This is a genomic window from Streptomyces sp. NPDC031225, assembly GCF_055570355.1.
Map to the genome: position 1 here is coordinate 1 of NZ_JBVIHJ010000025.1, position 19,132 is coordinate 19,132.

At 70.7% G+C, this 19,132-nt stretch carries 17 protein-coding genes and 1 pseudogene; 12 read left to right on the plus strand and 6 right to left on the minus strand.

Annotation, left to right across the window (positions count from 1 at the left end):
* On the plus strand, positions 1 to 108 hold a 108-nt coding region (locus tag ACZ48Z_RS34195; RefSeq protein ID WP_389821076.1), incomplete at its 5' end, for a glycoside hydrolase family 48 protein.
* Between the two features lie 273 nt (positions 109 to 381).
* Complete coding sequence (locus ACZ48Z_RS34200) at positions 382 to 3,042, plus strand: cellulose binding domain-containing protein (RefSeq protein WP_468739789.1); 2,661 nt, start codon at positions 382 to 384, stop codon at positions 3,040 to 3,042.
* A gap of 54 nt (positions 3,043 to 3,096) precedes the next feature.
* Here the strand turns inward: ACZ48Z_RS34200 and ACZ48Z_RS34205 are convergent, their stop codons facing one another.
* The 3 genes and pseudogenes from ACZ48Z_RS34205 to ACZ48Z_RS34215 form a co-directional block, all read right to left on the minus strand.
* Positions 3,097 to 4,968, minus strand: coding sequence for a rhamnogalacturonan lyase (locus ACZ48Z_RS34205; protein WP_468739790.1), 1,872 nt, complete (start codon positions 4,966 to 4,968; stop codon positions 3,097 to 3,099).
* Between the two features lie 43 nt (positions 4,969 to 5,011).
* Positions 5,012 to 5,961 (minus strand): annotated as a pseudogene (locus tag ACZ48Z_RS34210) (helix-turn-helix transcriptional regulator).
* 454 nt (positions 5,962 to 6,415) lie between these two features.
* Positions 6,416 to 7,585 carry a CdaR family transcriptional regulator gene (locus ACZ48Z_RS34215; RefSeq protein WP_468739791.1) on the minus strand — a complete coding sequence of 390 codons (1,170 nt, stop codon included), beginning with the start codon at positions 7,583 to 7,585 and terminating at the stop codon, positions 6,416 to 6,418.
* 164 nt (positions 7,586 to 7,749) lie between these two features.
* Between ACZ48Z_RS34215 and ACZ48Z_RS34220 the strand changes: the two genes are divergently transcribed.
* From ACZ48Z_RS34220 to ACZ48Z_RS34245, 6 genes are all read left to right on the plus strand, one after another.
* Positions 7,750 to 8,679 (plus strand): substrate-binding periplasmic protein, encoded by a 930-nt coding sequence (locus tag ACZ48Z_RS34220; RefSeq protein ID WP_468739792.1) that lies wholly within the window; start codon positions 7,750 to 7,752, stop codon positions 8,677 to 8,679.
* A 9-nt stretch (positions 8,680 to 8,688) separates the two neighbouring features.
* Positions 8,689 to 9,444, plus strand: coding sequence for an amino acid ABC transporter permease (locus ACZ48Z_RS34225; RefSeq protein WP_468739793.1), 756 nt, complete (start codon positions 8,689 to 8,691; stop codon positions 9,442 to 9,444).
* Positions 9,441 to 10,238, plus strand: a complete 798-nt coding sequence (locus ACZ48Z_RS34230; protein WP_468739794.1) for an amino acid ABC transporter ATP-binding protein — start codon at positions 9,441 to 9,443, stop codon at positions 10,236 to 10,238. The genes ACZ48Z_RS34225 and ACZ48Z_RS34230 overlap by 4 nt, the downstream gene beginning before the upstream one ends.
* A complete protein-coding gene (locus tag ACZ48Z_RS34235; RefSeq protein ID WP_468739795.1) occupies positions 10,235 to 11,500 on the plus strand; it encodes an NAD(P)/FAD-dependent oxidoreductase in 1,266 nt (421 codons plus the stop codon). The genes ACZ48Z_RS34230 and ACZ48Z_RS34235 overlap by 4 nt, the downstream gene beginning before the upstream one ends.
* Before the next feature lie 126 nt (positions 11,501 to 11,626).
* Positions 11,627 to 12,106, plus strand: a complete 480-nt coding sequence (locus tag ACZ48Z_RS34240; RefSeq protein WP_468739796.1) for a hypothetical protein — start codon at positions 11,627 to 11,629, stop codon at positions 12,104 to 12,106.
* On the plus strand, positions 12,103 to 12,573 hold the full coding sequence (locus tag ACZ48Z_RS34245; RefSeq protein WP_468739797.1) for a hypothetical protein: 471 nt from the start codon (positions 12,103 to 12,105) through the stop codon (positions 12,571 to 12,573). The genes ACZ48Z_RS34240 and ACZ48Z_RS34245 overlap by 4 nt, the downstream gene beginning before the upstream one ends.
* Here the strand turns inward: ACZ48Z_RS34245 and ACZ48Z_RS34250 are convergent.
* Both ACZ48Z_RS34250 and ACZ48Z_RS34255 read right to left on the minus strand, forming a co-directional pair.
* Positions 12,548 to 13,291 (minus strand): class I SAM-dependent methyltransferase, encoded by a 744-nt coding sequence (locus ACZ48Z_RS34250; RefSeq protein WP_468739798.1) that lies wholly within the window; start codon positions 13,289 to 13,291, stop codon positions 12,548 to 12,550. The genes ACZ48Z_RS34245 and ACZ48Z_RS34250 overlap by 26 nt on opposite strands.
* 4 nt (positions 13,292 to 13,295) lie before the next feature.
* A complete protein-coding gene (locus ACZ48Z_RS34255) occupies positions 13,296 to 13,601 on the minus strand; it encodes a 4a-hydroxytetrahydrobiopterin dehydratase (protein WP_468739799.1) in 306 nt (101 codons plus the stop codon).
* Positions 13,602 to 13,833: 232 nt separating this feature from the next.
* Here ACZ48Z_RS34255 and ACZ48Z_RS34260 point away from each other — a divergent pair, with 232 nt between their 5' ends.
* From ACZ48Z_RS34260 to ACZ48Z_RS34275, 4 genes are all read left to right on the plus strand, one after another.
* On the plus strand, positions 13,834 to 14,673 hold the full coding sequence (locus tag ACZ48Z_RS34260; RefSeq protein ID WP_468739800.1) for a helix-turn-helix domain-containing protein: 840 nt from the start codon (positions 13,834 to 13,836) through the stop codon (positions 14,671 to 14,673).
* 200 nt (positions 14,674 to 14,873) lie between these two features.
* Positions 14,874 to 15,737 (plus strand): helix-turn-helix domain-containing protein, encoded by an 864-nt coding sequence (locus tag ACZ48Z_RS34265; RefSeq protein WP_468739801.1) that lies wholly within the window; start codon positions 14,874 to 14,876, stop codon positions 15,735 to 15,737.
* A 47-nt stretch (positions 15,738 to 15,784) separates the two neighbouring features.
* A complete protein-coding gene (locus tag ACZ48Z_RS34270; RefSeq protein ID WP_468739802.1) occupies positions 15,785 to 16,594 on the plus strand; it encodes an SAM-dependent methyltransferase in 810 nt (269 codons plus the stop codon).
* Between the two features lie 153 nt (positions 16,595 to 16,747).
* Positions 16,748 to 17,215 (plus strand): nitrate reductase molybdenum cofactor assembly chaperone, encoded by a 468-nt coding sequence (locus ACZ48Z_RS34275; RefSeq protein ID WP_468739803.1) that lies wholly within the window; start codon positions 16,748 to 16,750, stop codon positions 17,213 to 17,215.
* A gap of 22 nt (positions 17,216 to 17,237) precedes the next feature.
* Here ACZ48Z_RS34275 and dnaK read toward each other — a convergent pair whose 3' ends face one another.
* Positions 17,238 to 19,097, minus strand: a complete 1,860-nt coding sequence (gene dnaK / locus ACZ48Z_RS34280; RefSeq protein ID WP_468739804.1) for a molecular chaperone DnaK — start codon at positions 19,095 to 19,097, stop codon at positions 17,238 to 17,240.
* Positions 19,098 to 19,132 lie beyond the last annotated feature (35 nt).

Below are 19,132 nucleotides of genomic sequence, written 5' to 3' on the forward strand. Positions count from 1 at the left end.
CAGGCCTATCTGGCCGGCGGCGCGGTGCCGTCGTTCACGTATCACCGGTTCTGGGCCCAGGCGGACATCGCCCTGGCCATGGGCTCGTACGCGGAGCTTCTGGAATAGCCCCCGCCGAGCGCTCCGCGGGTTGGGTGGTCGTTCGACTGCGGGTCCGATGTGGCTGGTCGCGCAGTTCCCCGCGCCCCTGAAGGGGCGCACCCCGTACCGCCCACTCCGACGGAACCGCTTGAAGGCTCCGCGCACGAGGCCCCGTCACCTGACGACGGGGCCGACCGGCCGGGCGGCCCCCTCCCGCACTGGGGGTCGCCCGGCACCTCTCGCACCTGACGGAAAGCGCTTGCCCTCCCCCACCCTTCCCCTTTCCGGAAAGGACCCCCCGTGCGAAGAACCCGCATTCTCACGGCCGTTCTCGCGCTCGCGGCCGGGCTGCTCGCCGGTGCCCCGACCGCGCTGGCGGCCGGCAACACCGCGAAGGTGCCGCTCGCCGCCGACACGTACACCTGGAAGAACGCCCGGATCGACGGCGGTGGTTTCGTCCCCGGGATCGTCTTCAACCGCAAGGAGAAGAACCTGGCCTACGCCCGCACGGACATCGGCGGGGCCTACCGCTGGCAGGAGTCGTCGAAGACCTGGACGCCACTGCTCGACTCGGTCGGCTGGGACGACTGGGGGCACACGGGTGTCGTCAGCCTGGCCTCCGACTCCGTGGACCCGAACAAGGTCTACGCGGCCGTCGGGACGTACACCAACGGCTGGGACCCGAAGAACGGCGCGGTCATGCGCTCCTCGAACCGGGGCGCAAGCTGGCAGAAGACCGTCCTGCCGTTCAAGCTCGGCGGCAACATGCCGGGGCGGGGCATGGGAGAGCGGCTGGCGGTCGACCCGAACAGGAACAGCGTGCTCTATCTGGGCGCGCCGAGCGGCAAGGGACTGTGGCGGTCGACGGACTCGGGCGTCAGCTGGTCGCAGGTGACGGGCTTCCCCAACGTCGGCAACTACCAGCAGGATCCGAGCGACACCAGCGGCTACGCCAGTGACAACCAGGGCATCGTCTGGGTCACCTTCGACGAGAGGACGGGCACCTCCGGCACCGCGACGCAGGCCATCTACGTCGGGGTCGCCGACCTCCAGAATTCCGTATACCGGTCGACGGACGGCGGCGCGACCTGGAGCCGGCTCGCCGGCCAGCCGACGGGATACCTCGCCCACAAGGGCGTCCTGGACGCGGCGGGCGGCTATCTGTACCTCTCTTACAGCGACAAGGGCGGCCCGTACGACGGCGGCAAGGGTCAGGTGTGGCGGTACGCGACGGCGACGGGCGCCTGGACGAACATCAGCCCGGTCGCGGAGGCGGACACCTACTACGGTTTCAGCGGCCTGACGGTGGACCGGCAGAAGCCCGGCACGGTGATGGCGACGGCGTACAGCTCCTGGTGGCCCGACACCCAGATCTTCCGGTCCACCGACAGCGGGGCGACCTGGACGAAGGCGTGGGACTACTCGTCGTACCCCACCCGTGCGAACCGCTACACGATGGACGTCTCGTCCTCTCCCTGGCTGACCTGGGGCGCGAACCCGTCGCCGCCCGAACAGGCTCCGAAACTCGGGTGGATGACGGAGTCGCTGGAGATAGACCCGTTCAACTCGAACCGCATGATGTACGGGACGGGAGCGACGCTCTACGGCACCGAGAACCTGACGAACTGGGACTCGGGCAGCCAGTTCACCATCAAGCCCATGGTGCAGGGCCTGGAGGAGACGGCCGTCAACGACCTGGCCTCCCCGCCCTCCGGCGCCCCGCTGCTGAGCGCGCTCGGCGACATCGGCGGCTTCCGGCACACCGACCTGACCAAGGTCCCGTCGATGATGTTCACGTCCCCGAACTTCACGACGACCACCAGCCTGGACTTCGCCGAGACGAACCCCAACACGGTCGTACGGACGGGCAATCTGGACTCGGGTCCGCACATCGCGTTCTCGACGGACAACGGGGCCAACTGGTTCGCGGGCACCGACCCTTCGGGCGTGAGCGCCGGCGGAACGGTGGCCGCGGCGTCGGACGGCAGCCGGTTCGTGTGGAGCCCCGACGGCACGGGTGTGCAGTACACGACGGGCTTCGGCACGTCCTGGTCGGCGTCGAGCGGGATCCCGGCGGGCGCGATCGTCGAGTCCGACCGGGTCGACCCGCGGACCTTCTACGGCTTCAAGTCCGGGAAGTTCTACGTGAGTACGGACGGCGGGGCCACCTTCACGGCGTCCACCGCCGGCAACCTCCCGGCCGGTGACAGCGTGCGCTTCAAGGCGCTGCCCGGCCAGAAGGGCGATGTGTGGCTGGCGGGCGGGTCCACCGACGGGGCGTACGGTCTGTGGCACTCGACGGACGGCGGCGCGAGCTGGACGAAGCTCTCGGGCGTCGACCAGGCCGACGCGATCGGCTTCGGCAAGGCGGCGGCAGGGGCGTCGTACCAGACCCTGTTCACCAGCGCGAAGATCGGCGGCGTCCGTGGTGTCTTCCGCTCGACCGACAAGGGCGCGACCTGGACCCGCATCAACGACGATGCCCACCAGTGGGGTTGGACCGGCGCGGCCATCACCGGTGACCCACGGGTGTACGGCCGCGTGTACGTCTCGACGAACGGCCGGGGCGTGATCTACGGCGACACCTCCGACACGGGCGGCGGCACCGGTCCCACGGATCCGACCGACCCGACGCCGACGGGTGCCTGCACGGTGACGTACAAGATCACCAACCAGTGGTCGGGCGGCTTCCAGGCGGACGTCCAGCTGAGCAACACGGGTACGAGCGCCTGGTCCGGCTGGTACCTCGGCTGGTCCTTCCCGGGCGGCCAGACGATCTCCCAGGCCTGGAACGCCGAGGCCACCCAGTCGGGTTCGACGGCCACGGCCAAGAACGTCGGCTGGAACGCCAACGTGGCGGCGGGCGCGTCCGTGAGCTTCGGCTTCACGGGCAACTGGTCGGGCACGAACGGCAAACCGACGGCCTTCAAGCTGGGCGACCAGAGCTGCACGGTCGCCTGACGGCCCGTCCGCACGGTGGGTGCGTGTCCCGAGGGGGCACGCACCCACCGTCGTTCACGGCGTGTACACCGTCGGCCTCGGTGCCGTCGCCATTCCGTTGCCGAGGAAGAAGCTCGGGTGCGGGGGCTGGTTGTAGGCGGTGTTCTGCCAGGCCAGGGCGGTGCGGTACATCGTGTCGTGGAGGAGGGTCGTGATCTTCGTGGTCGTCTCGTACGGGGTGGAGTAGATCCGCAGGGCCGTGTTGTCGGACGTCGGCCAGACGACCTCCTCGCGCCAGTCGCCCAGGATGTCGCCGGACAGCGACGGTGTCGCCTTGGTGCTGTTGTTGGAGTGGACGCCGGAGCCCGTCAGCAGACGGGTGTCGGCGGAGGTGCCGTACTTGTCGATGTGGGTGCCGTCGAGGAGTTCGCGGACCGTGTCGCCGTCCCACCAGGACAGGAAGTTGACGGAGGACGGCTCGCGGCCCTTGGTGGCGCCGCCCTCGTCGCGGATCGAGGAGTCCGAGGCGGACCAGACCTCGGCCCCGTCGTTGCCGGCCCAGATGTCACCGGCGACTCCGCGGCCGTTGTCGCAGCACCCGGCAAGACTCCAATTGACGGTTCCGTTCGCCGGGTTGATGTACAGCTCCGCCGGCTGGGACGTCGACTCCGAGACCTTGAAGTACTCCAGGCCCGCGTGCGAGGGGTCGAGGTCGCCGAGGTGCTGGGCGTCGCCGTGGCCCGTCTTCGTGGTCCACAGCCCGTTGCCGTTGTCGTCGACGGCCATCGCGCCGTAGACGATCTCGTCCTTGCCGTCGTTGTCGACGTCCCCGACGGACAGACTGTGCGAGCCCTGACCGTCATAGCCCTTGCCACTGTTGGTGGAGGAGCTGGAGTCGAAGGTCCAGCGGCGGGTGAAGGCGCCGCCTCGCCAGTCCCAGGCCGCGATCACCGTGCGGGTGTAGTAGCCGCGGGCCATGACGAGCGACGGTCGGGCTCCGTCGAGGTACGCCGTCCCCGCGAGGAAGCGGTCGACGCGGTTGCCGTAGGAGTCGCCCCACGACGACACCGTGCCGCGCGCCGGTACGTAGTCCACGGTCTGCATCGCCTTGCCGGTCTGGCCGTTGAACATGGTCAGGTACTCGGGGCCGGAGAGGACGTAACCGCTGGAGTTGCGGTGGTCCGCCGACGAACTGCCGATCACCGCGCCCGTGCCGTCGACCGTGCCGTCCGCCGTCTTCACGGCGATCTCGGCCTTGCCGTCGCCGTCGTAGTCGTACGCCTGGAACTGCGTGTAGTGCGCTCCGGAACGGATGTTGCGGCCCAGGTCGATCCGCCACAGCCGGGTGCCGTCGAGTTTGACGCCGTCGAGGATCGTGTTGCCGGTGTACCCGGACTGGGAGTTGTCCTTGGCGTTGGTCGGCTGCCACTTCAGGACGAAGTCCAGCGCCCCGTCCCCGTCGAGGTCGGCGACGGAGGCGTCGTTCGCCTCGTAGGTGTACGCCACTCCGTCCGGGGTCGTCCCTCCGGCGGGCGGGCTGATCGGAACGTCCTTGTATCCGGTGCGGAGTTGGACCGCGTGGACCGAGTCGGTCTGCTCCACGCCGCCGACGATCGCGCGGACCGTGTAGTCGGCCTGGGCGGGCGCGCCGGAGTGGAAGTAGTTCGTGGAGCCGGTGATCGGGGCCGAGTTGACCTTCGTACCGGCGCGGTAGACGTTGAACGAGATGTCGTTCGGGTCGGTGCCGAGCCAGCGCCAGCTGACCAGGTTGCCGCTGTCGGTGTGGACGCTGACGACTCCGCGGTCGAGCTTCTCGACCTGGCGGGCGGTGGCGGCCTGTGCGGTACCGGGCGACAGTGCGGTGAGCCCTGCGGCCACGAGGGCCACGGCGGCGGTCGTCGCCGAGAGCAGGACTCGGCGTCTGCGGTGCGGGTGCGGGTGCTGCACGGGGTGAACCTCCGAAGCGAGAGGACGGACGGGTTCCGCCCACTCAGTCGCCGCACGGGGAAGGCGAGTTGCCGTACCTTTCGGCCAGTTCGGCGACCGTTCGGGCCATGCGTTCGCGCAGCTCGGCCGGTTCCAGCACCTCGATGTCCGTGCCCAGGCGCAGGAATTCGCCATGAGCGTGCTCGATGGACTCGATGGGGACGCGGGTGACGGTCCAGCCGCAGGAATCCGTACGCTCCGAAACCGCCCTCGGCAGCCGCACGCCGGGCGCGAGCCGCACGAGCGCCTCGGCCCGGTACAGCCGATCGTGGAAGTCCCGCTGATACGCCGTCCAGTAAGCGCTCAGATCGAAACCCTCCGGACGGACGAACTCCTCGTCCACAAGGAGAGTTCGAGGATCTGGTCCACCCGGTAGGTGCGCGGCCCCGGTCCCGCGACGACATACCAGCGACCCGCCTTCAACACCATCCCGTACGGCTCCAACCGCCGCTCCACGTCGGTCGGTTCGGCCCAGCGGCGGTATACCAGCCGAAGCACCCGGCTGTTCCACACCGCAGCCGCCACCTGCGGCAGGAACGGCGCCTCCTCGGCCTGTGCGTACCACCCGGGCGCATCGAGGTGGAAGCGTCCGCTGATCCGGTCCGCGTGGGCCCGCAGTTCGGCCGGCAACGCGGCCCGCACCTTCAGCTGGGCGGCGGCGAGGACCGAGCCCAGACCCAGCTCGGCGGCGGCCCCCGGGGCTCCGGCCAGGAAGAGCGCCTCGGCCTCGTTCGCGGTGAGGCCGGTCAGACGGGTGCGGTAGCCGGCGAGCAGGCGGTAGCCGCCCGCGTGGCCCGCGTCGCCGTACAGCGGGACACCGGCCGTACTCAGTGCATCGACGTCCCGGTAGACCGTGCGGACCGAGACCTCCAGCTCCTCGGCGAGCTGGGCGGCCGTCATTCGGCCCCGGGTCTGGAGCAGCAGGAGGATCGAGACGAGGCGGCTGGACTTCACTGCCACATGGTGTCAGTGAAGCGGTCCTACCGTCATCACAGACGGCCGCCGGCCCAGGCCCTCGGCGTCGCCGCTCGTTGACGGTCCCCGCGCAGAGGGGATGGGCAGACCACGCCTCTTGGCAGTGGGTGATCGTGCTTCACCCGTGGGCGCAAAAGTTCGCCGAGTCTTCGGACGACTCCCCCTGGCAGTCCGACACCGCCCGATGCAGACGCCTTGGCCGGGGCAGAGAGGCCAAGCGTCCGGCGTCATGTCGATCACGGGTTGACGGGTGCACTTCACCCGCCGAGACCTGGCCGGGCCGCGCGAAGAAACGCCCGGTGGAGAAACTCCGGCGCGATCTCCTCATCCGTACACCTGCGCACGAGGGTGCTGCGGGCGGGGTGGACGTGCACGGTGCTGCAACCCCGCCTCACCCTTGGCCCGGCCCTTACCGGCCCGGCGCCCAACCTGGTCAACGATCTGCGGGAACCGCCAGGAGGTCGGTGAGGCAGGCGAGGTAGAGGGCGAGGGTGGTGTGGTGGTCGCGCAGGGGGCGGCCGGTGAGCTGTTCGATCTTGTTCATGCGGTAGACGACCGTGTTGCGGTGGATGTGCAGGGCGGCCGCGGTACGGACCAGGTTGTAGCCGCTCTCGCACCAGGCGGTGATCGTGTCGCGCAGGGTGGGCCAGTCCGGCTGGGTGCGCAGTTGGGCGGTGGTGGAGTCCACGAGGCGGGTGCGGGCGGGCTGGCCGAGGGCCGTGAGGAGCTGGTGGACCCGTAGGTCTCTGATGGGGTGGACGAGCGGGCCGTCGGGGCGACGTGTGCCGAGGCGGAGTGCCTCGCAGGCGTCCTGGTAGGAGTGGTGCAGGGCGTCGACGGTGGCGGCCGGCTCGCCGATGCCCGCGCGGGCGGCGAGACCGTCCTGGGCGGCGATCGCGTCGATGACCCGGCGGCAGTCGAGGGGGACGGAGTCCACCGGCCGCCGGGGACCGAGCCGGTGCAGGACGCCGACCCGGCCGGGGGCGGTCGCGGCGACGATGTCCTGCGGGTCGGCGAAGACCTCACGGACCGTGCGCAGGATCTCGGAGCGGACCAGACCGATGTCCCGGCGCGGGGCGCGGGGCGGCGCGGTCACCTCGAAGGCCACCGCGATCCTGCGCAGGCGCAGGTCGAAACCGAGGTCGGCGGCCCGGAAGGCGAGGCTGTCGGCCTCGATGACCTCGGGGTCGTAGGAGGCAAGGTCGGCCAGGAGCTTCTCGACGGCGCGCTCGGCGAGCAGCCGCGAGCGGAGCATGACCGATTCCCTCAGGAGGATCTCGGTCTGGCGTTTGACGAGCAGTCCGAAGCGTCGCACCTGCGCGGGCGTGCCGGTGATGCCGACGGTCCCGACCGCCTGTCCGCCGGCGACGAGCGGCAGGGTGACGCCGGGCCGCACCCCGCGCAGCAGCTGGGCCTGGGAGGCGTTGTGAGTGGCGGCCTCCTTGGTACGCATGACCTCGACGGACGCTTCGTGGAAGGTGCCCACGCGGCTGCGGTCGCCGCTGCCGATGACCACGCCCTCGGCATCGGTGATGAGCACGTTGTAACCGATCACGGCGGAGGTGTCCCCGGCGATCTCCTGGGCGAGCGAGGGGCTCAGCACGGCTCGTCCTCCCGTCCGAGGGCGTTGCTGGGATGGACGGACCGTACAGGGCGGCGCGTGATTTCGGCCAGACATTCGTACGAAGTGAACAGTGACGCAGGGCGGGGTGATCCCTAACGTTTGGCCTCAATCCCACCCCGCCCCGCGACGGAAGGGCTCAGCCCATGTTCCGCCTTCGCTCCCTCGTCGTCGCCCTGGCGGCGACGCTCCTGATGTCCCTGACGGCCGCCTGCGGATCCGGCGACGAAGCTCCCACCAACGTGTCGGCGCAGACCGCCGCGCTGGGCACGCTCACGCCCGGTGTCCTGAAGGTGGCCATCGAGCCCTACGCTCCCTACACCTCGCTCCAGGGCGGCAAGATCGTCGGCCTGGACGGCGACATCCTCGCGCATGTCGCCAAGAAGCTGGGACTGGAGATCAAACCGCAGGTCACCGACTTCGCCGGCATGCTCGCGGGCGTGCAGTCGCGCCGTGTCGACATCACGGTCGGCGGCGTCGCCTGGTCCGCCGACCGGCAGAAACAGGGACTATTCACCGACCCGCCGTACTACTCGCCGCCCGCGATGGCCGTCCGCGACGGAAAGACGTACAAGACGGTCGATGACCTCAAGGGCCTGAACCTGGGCACGGTCGAGGGCTATGTGTGGGTCAAGTCGATCCAGGCGGTGCCGAAGGCGAAGCTGCACGCCTACCCCGACGCCAACGGTGTCTTCGACGACCTCGGCGCGGGCCGTGTCGACGTCGGCTTCCTCGACCCGCTGATCATCATCGCGGCGCAGAAGCAGCGCCCCGACCTGAAGATCGCAACCGGGTATCTGACCCCACCGACCGCCGCCGAGGTGAAGCAGCAGCCCGCCTACGCGTACTTCCAGCAGTACCAGACCGGCTTCTACCTGCCCAAGAAGGCCACCAAGCTGGAACAGGCCATCTCCCGGGAGATCGACGCCATGTACACCAACGGCGAGATGACCGAGCTCGTGAAGAAGTACGGCGGCGACCCGGAGCAGTTCCTGAAGCCGGCCGCGGACGTCGCCACCGCGCGACGCGGAGTGGACCGGCCGGCCGGCTGGAACCCGCCGACCATCGGACAGTGAGGGGCTGACATGTCCGGTCTTTTCCAGGTGCCCTGGTCCGACTACCGCGGCGACCTCCTCGACGCGCTCGGCCGTACGGTCTCCTACACCGTGGTCAGTTTCGCCGGCGCCGTGTTCCTCGGCCTGGCCGTGGCACTGCTGAGGCTCAGCAGGGCATGGCCGCTGCGGACCGTGGCCGCCCTCTACACCGAGGTCTTCAAGAACGTCCCGCTGCTGGCCATCATCTTCCTGACCTACTTCGGCCTGGCCTCCACCGGCATCCGGCTGGACGTGTTCAGCGCGGGATGCCTGTCCCTGATCGTGTTCTACGCCGCCTACCTCTCGGAGATCTTCCGCGCCGCGATCAGCGGAGTGCACGACGGGCAGACAGAGGCCGGCGAGGCGCTCGGCATCGGCAGGGCGGGCATCTTCCTCCACATCGTCCTGCCCCAAGCCGTCCGCCAGGCCCTGCCCGGCACCAACACCATGCTGGTCGACCTGCTGAAGTCGACGTCCCTGCTGGTGACCGTGTCGGCCGCGGAACTGATGTCGGAGGGACGGCTGATCACCTCGGCGACGTTCAGGGCACTGGAGGTCTACCTGGTCATCTCCGCCCTCTACTTCGCCCTGTGCTACCCCCTCTCCCAACTCCTCCTGCTCCTCGAGCGCAAGGTGCGCGCCGGCATCCCGCTGTCCCCGTGGCGACGGCGCCGGGTAAGGGCGGCCCGCGCGCTGCTCGCATCCGACCTGAACGCCACCGCCGGACGAAAGGAGGCGGCCGTATGACCGAGCCCGTCACCACCCACAAGACCGCTGAACGAACTGCCACCGCCGAGGAGGTCATACGGATCGAACGGCTGAGCAAGTCCTTCGACGGCAGGCTCGTCCTCGACGATGTGCACCTGACGGTCGGCCGGGGCCGGATCGTCAGCGTCATCGGGCAGAGCGGCGGCGGCAAGACGACCCTGATGCGCTGCGTCAACCTGCTGGAGAAACCCGACGCCGGCACGGTCGAGGTGGCCGGCGAGGTGGTGCACAGCCAGGGCCGGACCGTGTGCCGCGATCTGCCGCGCCTGCGGCGCACGGTCGGCATGGTCTTCCAGAGGTTCAACCTCTTCCCGCATCTGACGGCCGTGGAGAACGTCGTCCTCGCCCAGCGCAAGGCGGGGATCCCGGAGCCGGAGGCGCTGGAGCGGGCCGTGACGCTGCTGCGCAGGGTCGGGGTGGCCCACCGGGCGCTGGCCCAGCCCGAGCAACTGTCCGGCGGCGAGCAGCAGCGGGTCGCCATCGCCCGCGCGCTGGCGCTCAAACCGGAGGTCCTGCTGTTCGACGAACCGACCTCCTCCCTGGACCCGGAGGCCACCCGCGAGGTGCTGAGCGTGATGCGGGAGCTGGCCGCCGAGGGCATGACGATGCTGCTGGTCACCCATGAACTGCCGTTCGCCCGCGAGGTGTCCGACCATCTCGTCTTCGTCGACGGTGGCCGGATCGTGGAGGAGGGCGCTCCCGGGGACGTTCTGGACCATCCCTCCCACGCCCGGACCCGCGCCTTCCTCGCCGCCTCCGGGAGCGGGGCGTGAACGGGCCCGTCGTGGTGGTCGGCGGCGGTGTGGTCGGGCTGTGCACGGCGTACTACCTGGCGGCCGCCGGGCTGCAGGTCGAAGTGGTGGAGCGCGGGGACCTGGGCTCCGGCGCCTCGCGGGGCAACGCGGGCTGGGTCTGCCTCAGCCACTCCACCCCCGTCCCGGCACCGGGCGTGGTGCGCTACGCGCTGCGTTCGCTGAACCGCCCCGACTCGCCGCTGTATCTGCGGCCCCTGCCGGACCCGGCGTTCGTCCGCTGGCTGTGGCGGTTCTGGCGCAGCAGCACACCGGCCACATTTCGGCGCGGGTACGCGGCGATCGCCGAGCTGAACCGCGACACCTTCGACCTGTTCGACGAGCTGAGCGCGGCGGGCGTGGAGACGACGCTGACCCGTCCCGGCATGGTGCACGCCTTCCTGTCGGCGACCGAAGCCCGCCATCACCTCGCCGTCCAGCGGGAGATGGCCGACGGCCGCTACCGGCTGCCCGACGACGTGACCACCGGCGACAGGGCGCGCCTGCTGGACGACGCCCTCGCGCCCGGGGTGCGGGCCGCGTATCTCGTCGAGGGCGAGGGCCTGGTCGATCCGGAGGCATTCGCCCGCGGACTCGGCCAGGCGCTGACCGCGGCCGGGGTGAAGGTCCACGAGCACACGCCGGTCACCGGGTTCCGCACGGCCGCGGGGCGGGTGACGGCGCTGCGCACCGGCCAGGGCGAGATCCCCTGTGACGCCGTCGTCATCGCCGCCGGCATGCGCTCCCCGGCCCTGCTCGACCTCCTCGGCCGACCGCTGCCGCTCCAGGCGGGCAAGGGCTACAGCTTCTCGGTCGACCTCGACCCGGCACCCCGCCACACCCTCTACTTCGGCGAGCGCCGGGCCGTCGCCTCACCCATCGGCGCCACCACACGCATCGGCGGCACGATGGAACTCAGCGGCAACAACAACCGGCTCGACTGGCGCCGGATCACCGCGGTCGCCCTCGCCAGCAGGCACTACCTCGGCAACTGGTTCGACGACCCCGACGACCTGGTCACCCTGATCCGGGACCCTTGGGTGGGCGGGCGCCCCTTCCTCCCCGACGGACTCCCCGTCATCGACCGCGTCCCCGGCCACGACAACGCCTATGCGGCGACCGGACACGGCATGCTCGGCGTCACCCTCGGCCCGGCCACCGGCCACCAACTCGCCCAATACATCCGCACCGGCAACCGCCCACAAGTACTACGGCCGTTCCGGTTCGACCGATTGCGCGGATAGGGCGTTCAGGGCGTCCCCGTGAGGTGGTCCGACGGCGGTGTTGCCGACGACCAGCAGGAGGATCGAGACGAGTCGGCCGGACTTCACTGCCGCATGGTGTCAGTGAAGCGGTCCTACCGTCCTGCCATGGCCTTCACCGAGAAGCTGCTGACCGTGCCACCGCCCCTGTCGGTCGCCGGGCGGCGGATCAAGCGCTACCACGTCACCTCCGACCCGGCCGGCATCGCGCCCGACGTCGAGAAGGCGGCCTACGAGATCCTCCCGGAGCTGCTGCCGGAGCCGGACGGGACTCCGCCCGCGACCTTCGTCGTCCTGCACCGGGGCGGGGACACCGGCGCCTACCTCAACGTCTACAGCTGGGTGTGGGACAACGTGCTCCACTTCCGGGGCGCATCCGCCGGGCAGCCGACGCTCGGATGCCCGGACCTCGACCCCACGCACTTCGTCAAGCCGGACCTGCCCTGGATCGGCTGCGTCTGGGAGCTCCCGCCGATCCTGCACGAACGGGACGCCTGGGTACGGCACATGCTGGCGCCCGAAGTCCCGGACCTGGCCGGCTACCTGGCCGATTCCCTGCCCGAGGGAACCACTGGAGACCGCTCATGAGCAGCCCCCACGACTTCGACTTCTTCCACGGCGACTGGAAGGCCGTGAACCGCCGCCGCACCGACTTCCTCGACCCCGACAGCGCATGGGAGGAGTTCCCGGCCACGCACCGCTGCCGGCCCCTGTTCGACGGCGCCGCGAACGTCGACGAGATCGACATGCCGCACCTCGAAGCGAAGGGCGTGACGTCGCGACTCTTCGACCGGGAGACCGGACAGTGGTCGCTGAACTGGGCGGCGAGCCGCAGCGGGAGGCTGTTCCCGCCGGTGACCGGACGGTTCGAGGGCGGCCGCGGCGAGTTCCACGGCGACGACACTTACGACGGGAGGGACGTGCGGGTGCGGTTCGTGCGGGCGGACATGTCCGCGGCCGGGGCCCACTGGGAGCAGGCGTTCTCCGTCGACGGCGGGGAGACCTGGGTGACCAACTGGACGATGGAGTTCAGCCGGCCCTGCGGAACGCCCTGACACCGAACACCGGGTCGGCGCGCGGGAGTTCCTGGTCCGGAAGCTCCTCCAGGCGGGCGGCGAACCGTTCGGTGCGGGGGTCGCCGGGCGGCAGCAGGGTGAACCAGCCGCGCCGCAGGTCGGCGGCCGTACGCCGGGGACTGCGGCCCTGACCGCGGCCCGGGAAACGGGCCTGCCCCGCCGGGTGCAGCAGGTGGGCCGCGGCGTACGACTCCACGAGCGGCGCCGCGTCGGGGGCCGGGCGGCGCGGGCGCGGGGCGAGGACGGCGTCGATGTCGCTGCCGACGTCATGGGCGGCGGCCTTGTCGACGGTGGTGACGTACACCCCGCCGGGCCTCAGGACCCGGGCGCACTCGGCGACGACAGCCCGGACGTCCTCGGGTTCGTCGAAGAGGTGCAGCAGCCACACGCTGGTCACGGCGTCGAACGCCCCGTCGGGGAAGGGCAGCGCGCGGCTGTCGGCGAGCACGACGGCGCCGGGCAGCCGGCCGGCGGCCACCCTTGCCATGCCGTACGTCAGGTCGGCGCCCGTCACCCGGGTCGTGGGCCGTGCCTCGGCGAGCCTGCGGGTGACGATCCCGGTGCCGCAGGCCACGTCCAGGAGCCGCCTGGTCTGCGCGGGGACCAGGCCGAGCACGGCGGCCGCGGCCGCGGCGGCCCTGGGCTCACCGCCGCGGGTGGCGTCGTAGGCCTGGGCCTCCTTGTCGTAGTCGAGCACGGGCTCACTGGGCTCCGTGGCCGGGGGCGAGCGCCTCCACGCGCTGCGCGAGCTCGAAGTCCTTCTCGGTGACGGCGCCGCCCGCGCTGTGCGTGTGCACGGACAGGCCGACCGTGTTGTAGCCGAGGGTGAGGTCGGAGTGGTGGTCGAGCTCCTCCTGGACCTGGGCGATGTGCACGACCATCGCGGTCGCGGCGAAGTGCGTGCCGAGCCGGTACGAGCGGGTGAGGCGGCCGCCGTCGAGGGACCAGCCCGGCAGTTCCGCGAGCCGGTCCTCGATCTCCTTCTGCGACAGGGGTTCGACGGGCATGACCTGCTCCTTCCGGGGGGCCTGAGTGTGTGTCCAGCGTGCCACAGCCGTGCCGCAGCGGCCCTGGTCACAAGGGTTCCCGACGGCCGCTCGCGGACACCTTCGGCAGGGGGCGTCGGCGGGCGCGGCGGCATGCGGCCGGTGGCAGCACCCCCGGGGCCGCACTCGGCGGGGGGAGCGGGAGCGGTTGCCACCGTGCGCGCCGGGCAGCACCCCGACTACGGTCGTACGTATGACCATGCTCCCGGCAGGCAAGGCCGACCCCGCCACCACCTCCTCCGGCCAGGCCCTCGGCATCGGCCCCCTCCTGCGCTCCTGGCGTGAGCAACGGCGGCTCAGCCAGCTGGAGTTGGCGCTGCGGGCGGACTCCTCGGCGCGGCACATCAGCTTCGTCGAGACGGGGCGCTCCCGGCCGAGCGAGGAGATGGTGCTGCGGCTCGCGGAACACCTGGACGTGCCCGTGCGGGAGCGCAACGACCTGCTGCTGGCGGCCGGTTACGCCCCGCGGTTCTCCAGGACACCCCTGGACGACCCGGCGCTGGACGCCGTACGGGAGGGCATCGAGCGGCTCATCCAGGGCTACGAGCCCTACCCCGCCCTGGTGTTCGACGCCTCGTACGACGTGGTGGCCGCGAACCGGGGCATCATGATGCTCCTCGACGGCATCCCCGAGTCCCTGCTCCGGCCCCCGCTGAACACGATGCGGCTCACCCTGCACCCGCGGGGTCTCGCCCCGCGCATCCTCAACCTGCGGGAGTGGCGCGGGCATCTGCTGGACCAGATGCGCCGGCAGCTCGCCCTGAGCCGCTCCGCGTCGCTGCGCGAGCTGTACGAGGAGGTGGCGGCGTACCCGATGCCGGAACCCGAGGGCGACGGCCCCGAGGACAGCGAGCCCGTCCCGTACTTCGCGCTGCCGATGCGCATCGAGCACGAGGGCAGGACCCTGTCGTTCATCTCGTCCACGTCCACCTTCAACACGCCGATGGACGTGACCGTCGCCGAGCTGGCCATCGAGACGTTCCTCCCGGCCGACCCGGCAACGGCCAAGTACCTGCACACACTGCTGTCCTGACGATCCCTCAGGACGGCGTACCCGAACGGCGGACCCCGGGCCGGAGTGCGCCGGCCCGGGGTCCCTGTCCTCAGCATCCCGCCCACCCGTTCCCCCGTCGATTACGCCGAAGGTAAGGAACGAAGCGTCCGGGACCGGTGAGACCGGCACCGGAACATGACACACTGCACGCGAACTTCGACGCGTAGGGGAGGCGTGGCGTGAGTGAGCGGCGGCCTGCGCCGACCGTGGGTCAGGTGGTCCTCGGCAGACGGCTCCAGGAACTGCGGGAAGCGGCGGGCCTCAAACGCGAGGAGGCCGCGCTGGTACTGCGGGTGGCCCCCGCGACCGTGCGGCGGATGGAGATGGCCGAGGTCGCCCTGAAGATCCCGTACGTCCAGGTGCTCCTGGAGACGTACGGCGTCCCCACGGACCAGACCGAGGGCTTCGTGCAGCTCGCCGAGGAGGCGAACAAGCCGGGCTGGTGGCAGCGGTTCCACGACGTGCTGCCCGAATGGTTCAGCCTGTACGTGAGCCTGGAGGGCGCGGCCCGCATCATCCGCTCCTACGAACCGCACTTCGTGCCCGGTCTGCTCCAGACCGAGGGCTACGCGCGGGCCGTCATGGAGGCCGGGACGATCGGGCAGTCGGGTCCGGAGTCGCTGGAGCGGCACGTGTCGCTGCGTATCGAACGGCAGCGGCTGCTGGAGCGCCCGAATCCGCCCCACCTGTGGGCGATCATGGACGAGACGGTGCTGCGCCGCCCGGTGAGCATCCGCGCCGAGGTGATGCGCGAACAGCTGGACAAGCTCCTGGAGTTCGCCGAGCGCGACCGGGTGACGCTCCAGGTCTGCGAGTTCGAGGACGGCCCGCACCCGGGGACGTACGCGCCCTTCTCGCTGTTCCGCTTCGCCGAGCCGGAGCTGCCCGACATGGTGTTCACCGAGTACCTGACCGGTGCGCTGTATCTGGACTCCCGCCAGGAGGTCGCCACGCACCTGGAGGTCCTGGACCACATGTCGGCGCGGGCCGCGTCGGCCGAGCGCACGAAGAAGCTGCTGCGGGAGCGCCGCGAGGACTTCTGAGCAGGCAACACAACGGCACCACGACCGCACAGGGGAGCAGACAGCGCATGACCGGATCCGACGTGCCCTCAATCGACACCAGCCGCCCGCATCCGGCGCGGGTGTACGACTGGTGGCTGGGCGGCAAGGACAACTACCCGGTGGACGAGGCCCTGGCCCGCAGGATCCTCGAAGTGGACGGCACCGTGCTGCGCGGGGCGCGCGCCAACCGCCGTTTCATGACGAGGGCCGTGCGCACCGCGGCCGAGGCCGGGATACGCCAGTTCCTGGACATCGGCACGGGCATCCCCACCGAACCCAACCTGCACCAGGTCGCCCAGGGCGTCGCCCCGCACGCGCGCGTGGTGTACGCGGACAACGACCCGATCGTGCTCCGGCACGCGGAGGCACTGCTGGGCGGCACCCCCGAGGGCAGCACCTCCTACGTCCAGTGCGACGTCCGCGACATCGACACCCTGCTGGCCAGGGCGGCCGAGTCGCTGGACCTCGCCGAGCCGGTCGCGCTGTCGCTGGTGGCACTGACGCACTACCTCGACGACGATCCCGACGGGGACGACGTGCACGGTCTGGTGGCGAAGTACGTCGACGCGCTCGCCCCCGGCAGCTACCTGATCCTGTCCCAGGTCACCGCCGACCTCAGCCCGGCGGACGTCGAGAAGGCGGCCGCCCACTTCCACCGAAGCGGCCTGCCCTTCCACCCCCGTCCGCTGGACGGGTTCCGGCGTTTCTTCGAGGGTCTTGAGCTGCTGGGCCCCGGTGTGATCCCGGCCTCCGGGTGGCGGCCCGAACCGGAGGACGTGGCGGTCCAGGCGGAGGGCATCGTGCCGGTGTACGCGGGGGTCGCCCGCAAGGCCTGACCCGTACGGGTGCCGTGAACGGGTGCGCTCCCCCGCCCCGCCCTAGGTTCGAAGGAGCCGCGGGCAAGCCCGAGGGAGCGCAGGTGACCGGAACCCGGATATCGCCGACAGCTGTGCGGACGGCAGAGAACCGACGACGCTCAGGAGGTCCGGATGCCCTCGGATGCGGTGCTGTACCAGGCGGCGGCGCTCTGTCTGACGTATCCCGACGACGGCTTCCGCGCCCGGCTGCCGTTGCTGCGCGAAGCGGCCCCGCAGCTGCGGGAGTTCGTCGACCACGCGGCGGTGACACCCGCGCCGGACCTGGCGGCGCACTACGTCCGGGTCTTCGACGCCGAGAACGGGTGCGGCCTGTATCTCAGCCGGTGGCGGCACGGGATGTCACCCGCACGGTTCAAGGAGGTCTACCAGGCTGCCGGGCTGGAGTTCGCCGGTGTGGAGCTGCCGGACTTCCTGCCCTCGGTACTGGAGTTCACGGCCCGCACCGGGGACGTCGGCCCGCTCACCGAGCACCGTTACGGTCTGCGGCACCTGGGCTCCCGGCTCGGCGACCTGGGCACACCGTACGCATCCGTCCTGGACGCGGTGTGCGCCACGCTGCCGGCCGGGGTCCGCCCCTGACCGGGGGTGGCGTGGCCGGGTCTCAGGCCGCCCCGCCCTTGTGGTCCCGCTCGTCGTCCACGATCTCCGCGTCGACCACGCCCTCCTCCTCCTGCGGGGGTGAGGCCTGTTCGCTGTCCGGCGGCGACTGCTGCGCCTGGGCGTACATCGCCTGGCCCATCTTCTGGCTGACGGAGGCGAGCTTCTCGACGCCGTCGCGCAGGGTGCTCGTCTCGGCGTTCTCCTCCAGGAGCCGCTTCAGGTCCGTCACCGCCGACTCGACCTCCGTCTTCGTGTCGGCCGGGACCTTGTCGGCGTTCTCGCGGACGAACTTCTCGGTCTGGTAGACGAGTTGCTCGGCCTGGTTGCGGGTCTCGGCGGCCTCACGGCGGTCGCGGTCCTCCTCGGCGTACTGCTCGGCCTCGCGCATCATGCGGTCGATGTCGTCCTTCGGGAGCGCCGAGCCGCCCGTCACCGTCATCTTCTGCTCGCGCCCGGTCGCGAGGTCCTTCGCCGAGACGTGCATGATCCCGTTCGCGTCGATGTCGAAGGCGACCTCGATCTGCGGCACGCCCCGGGGCGCGGGCGGCAGGCCCGTGAGGTCGAAGACGCCGAGCTTCTTGTTGTACGCGGCGATCTCCCGTTCGCCCTGGTAGACCTGGATGCCGACGGAGGGCTGGTTGTCGGTGGCGGTCGTGAAGATCTCCGAACGGCGGGTGGGAATCGTGGTGTTGCGCTCGATGAGCTTGGTCATGATGCCGCCCTTGGTCTCGATGCCCAGGGACAGCGGGGTGACGTCGAGGAGGAGTACGTCCTTCACGTCGCCGCGGATGACGCCCGCCTGGAGTGCCGCGCCGACCGCCACGACCTCGTCCGGGTTGACCCCCTTGTGCGGGTCCTTGCCGGTGAGGTCCTTGACGAGATCCGTGACCGCGGGCATCCGCGTCGAGCCGCCGACGAGGATCACGTGGTCGATCGCGGCGAGCTTGATGCCGGCGTCCTTGACCGCCTGGTGGAAGGGGGTCTTGCAGCGGTCGAGGAGGTCGGCGGTGAGTTCCTGGAACTGCGCGCGGGTCAGCTTCTCGTCGAGATGCAGGGGCCCCTCGGCGGAGGCGGTGATGTAGGGCAGGTTGATCGTGGTCTCCGAGGACGACGACAGCTCGATCTTCGCCTTCTCGGCCCCCTCGCGCAGCCGCTGCAGCGCCATCTTGTCCTTGCCGAGGTCGATGCCGTACTGCCCCTGGAACGTCTTCACGAGGTGCTCGACGACCCGCTGGTCCCAGTCGTCGCCGCCCAGATGCGTGTCGCCGTTGGTCGCCTTGACCTCGATGACCCCGTCGCCGATCTCCAGCAGTGACACGTCGAAGGTGCCACCGCCGAGGTCGAAGACCAGAACGGTCTGCTCCTCGCCCCGGTCCAGGCCGTACGCCAGCGCCGCCGCCGTGGGCTCGTTGATGATCCGCAGCACCTTCAGGCCCGCGATCTCCCCGGCCTCCTTGGTGGCCTGCCGCTGGGAGTCGTCGAAGTAGGCGGGGACGGTGATCACGGCGTCGGTGACGTCCTCGCCGAGGTATGACTCGGCGTCCCGCTTCAGCTTCTGCAGGACCCGCGCGGACAGTTCCTGCGCCCGGTAGCGGGTGCCGTCGATGTCGCCCTGGTCCGGGAAGCGCCAGGTCCCGTCGCCCATGTACCGCTTCACGGAGCGCGCGGTGCGCTCGACGTTCGTCACGGCCTGCCGCTTGGCGACCTCGCCCACCAGCACCTCGCCGTTCTTGGCGAAGGCCACGACCGACGGTGTGGTCCTGGCCCCCTCCGCGTTGGCTACGACGGTGGCCTCACCGCCCTCCAGCACGGCCACCACCGAGTTCGTGGTCCCCAGATCTATCCCGACCGCACGTCCCATCACTGTCCCCTTCCGCAAGGCGGGTCCGCCAGGGA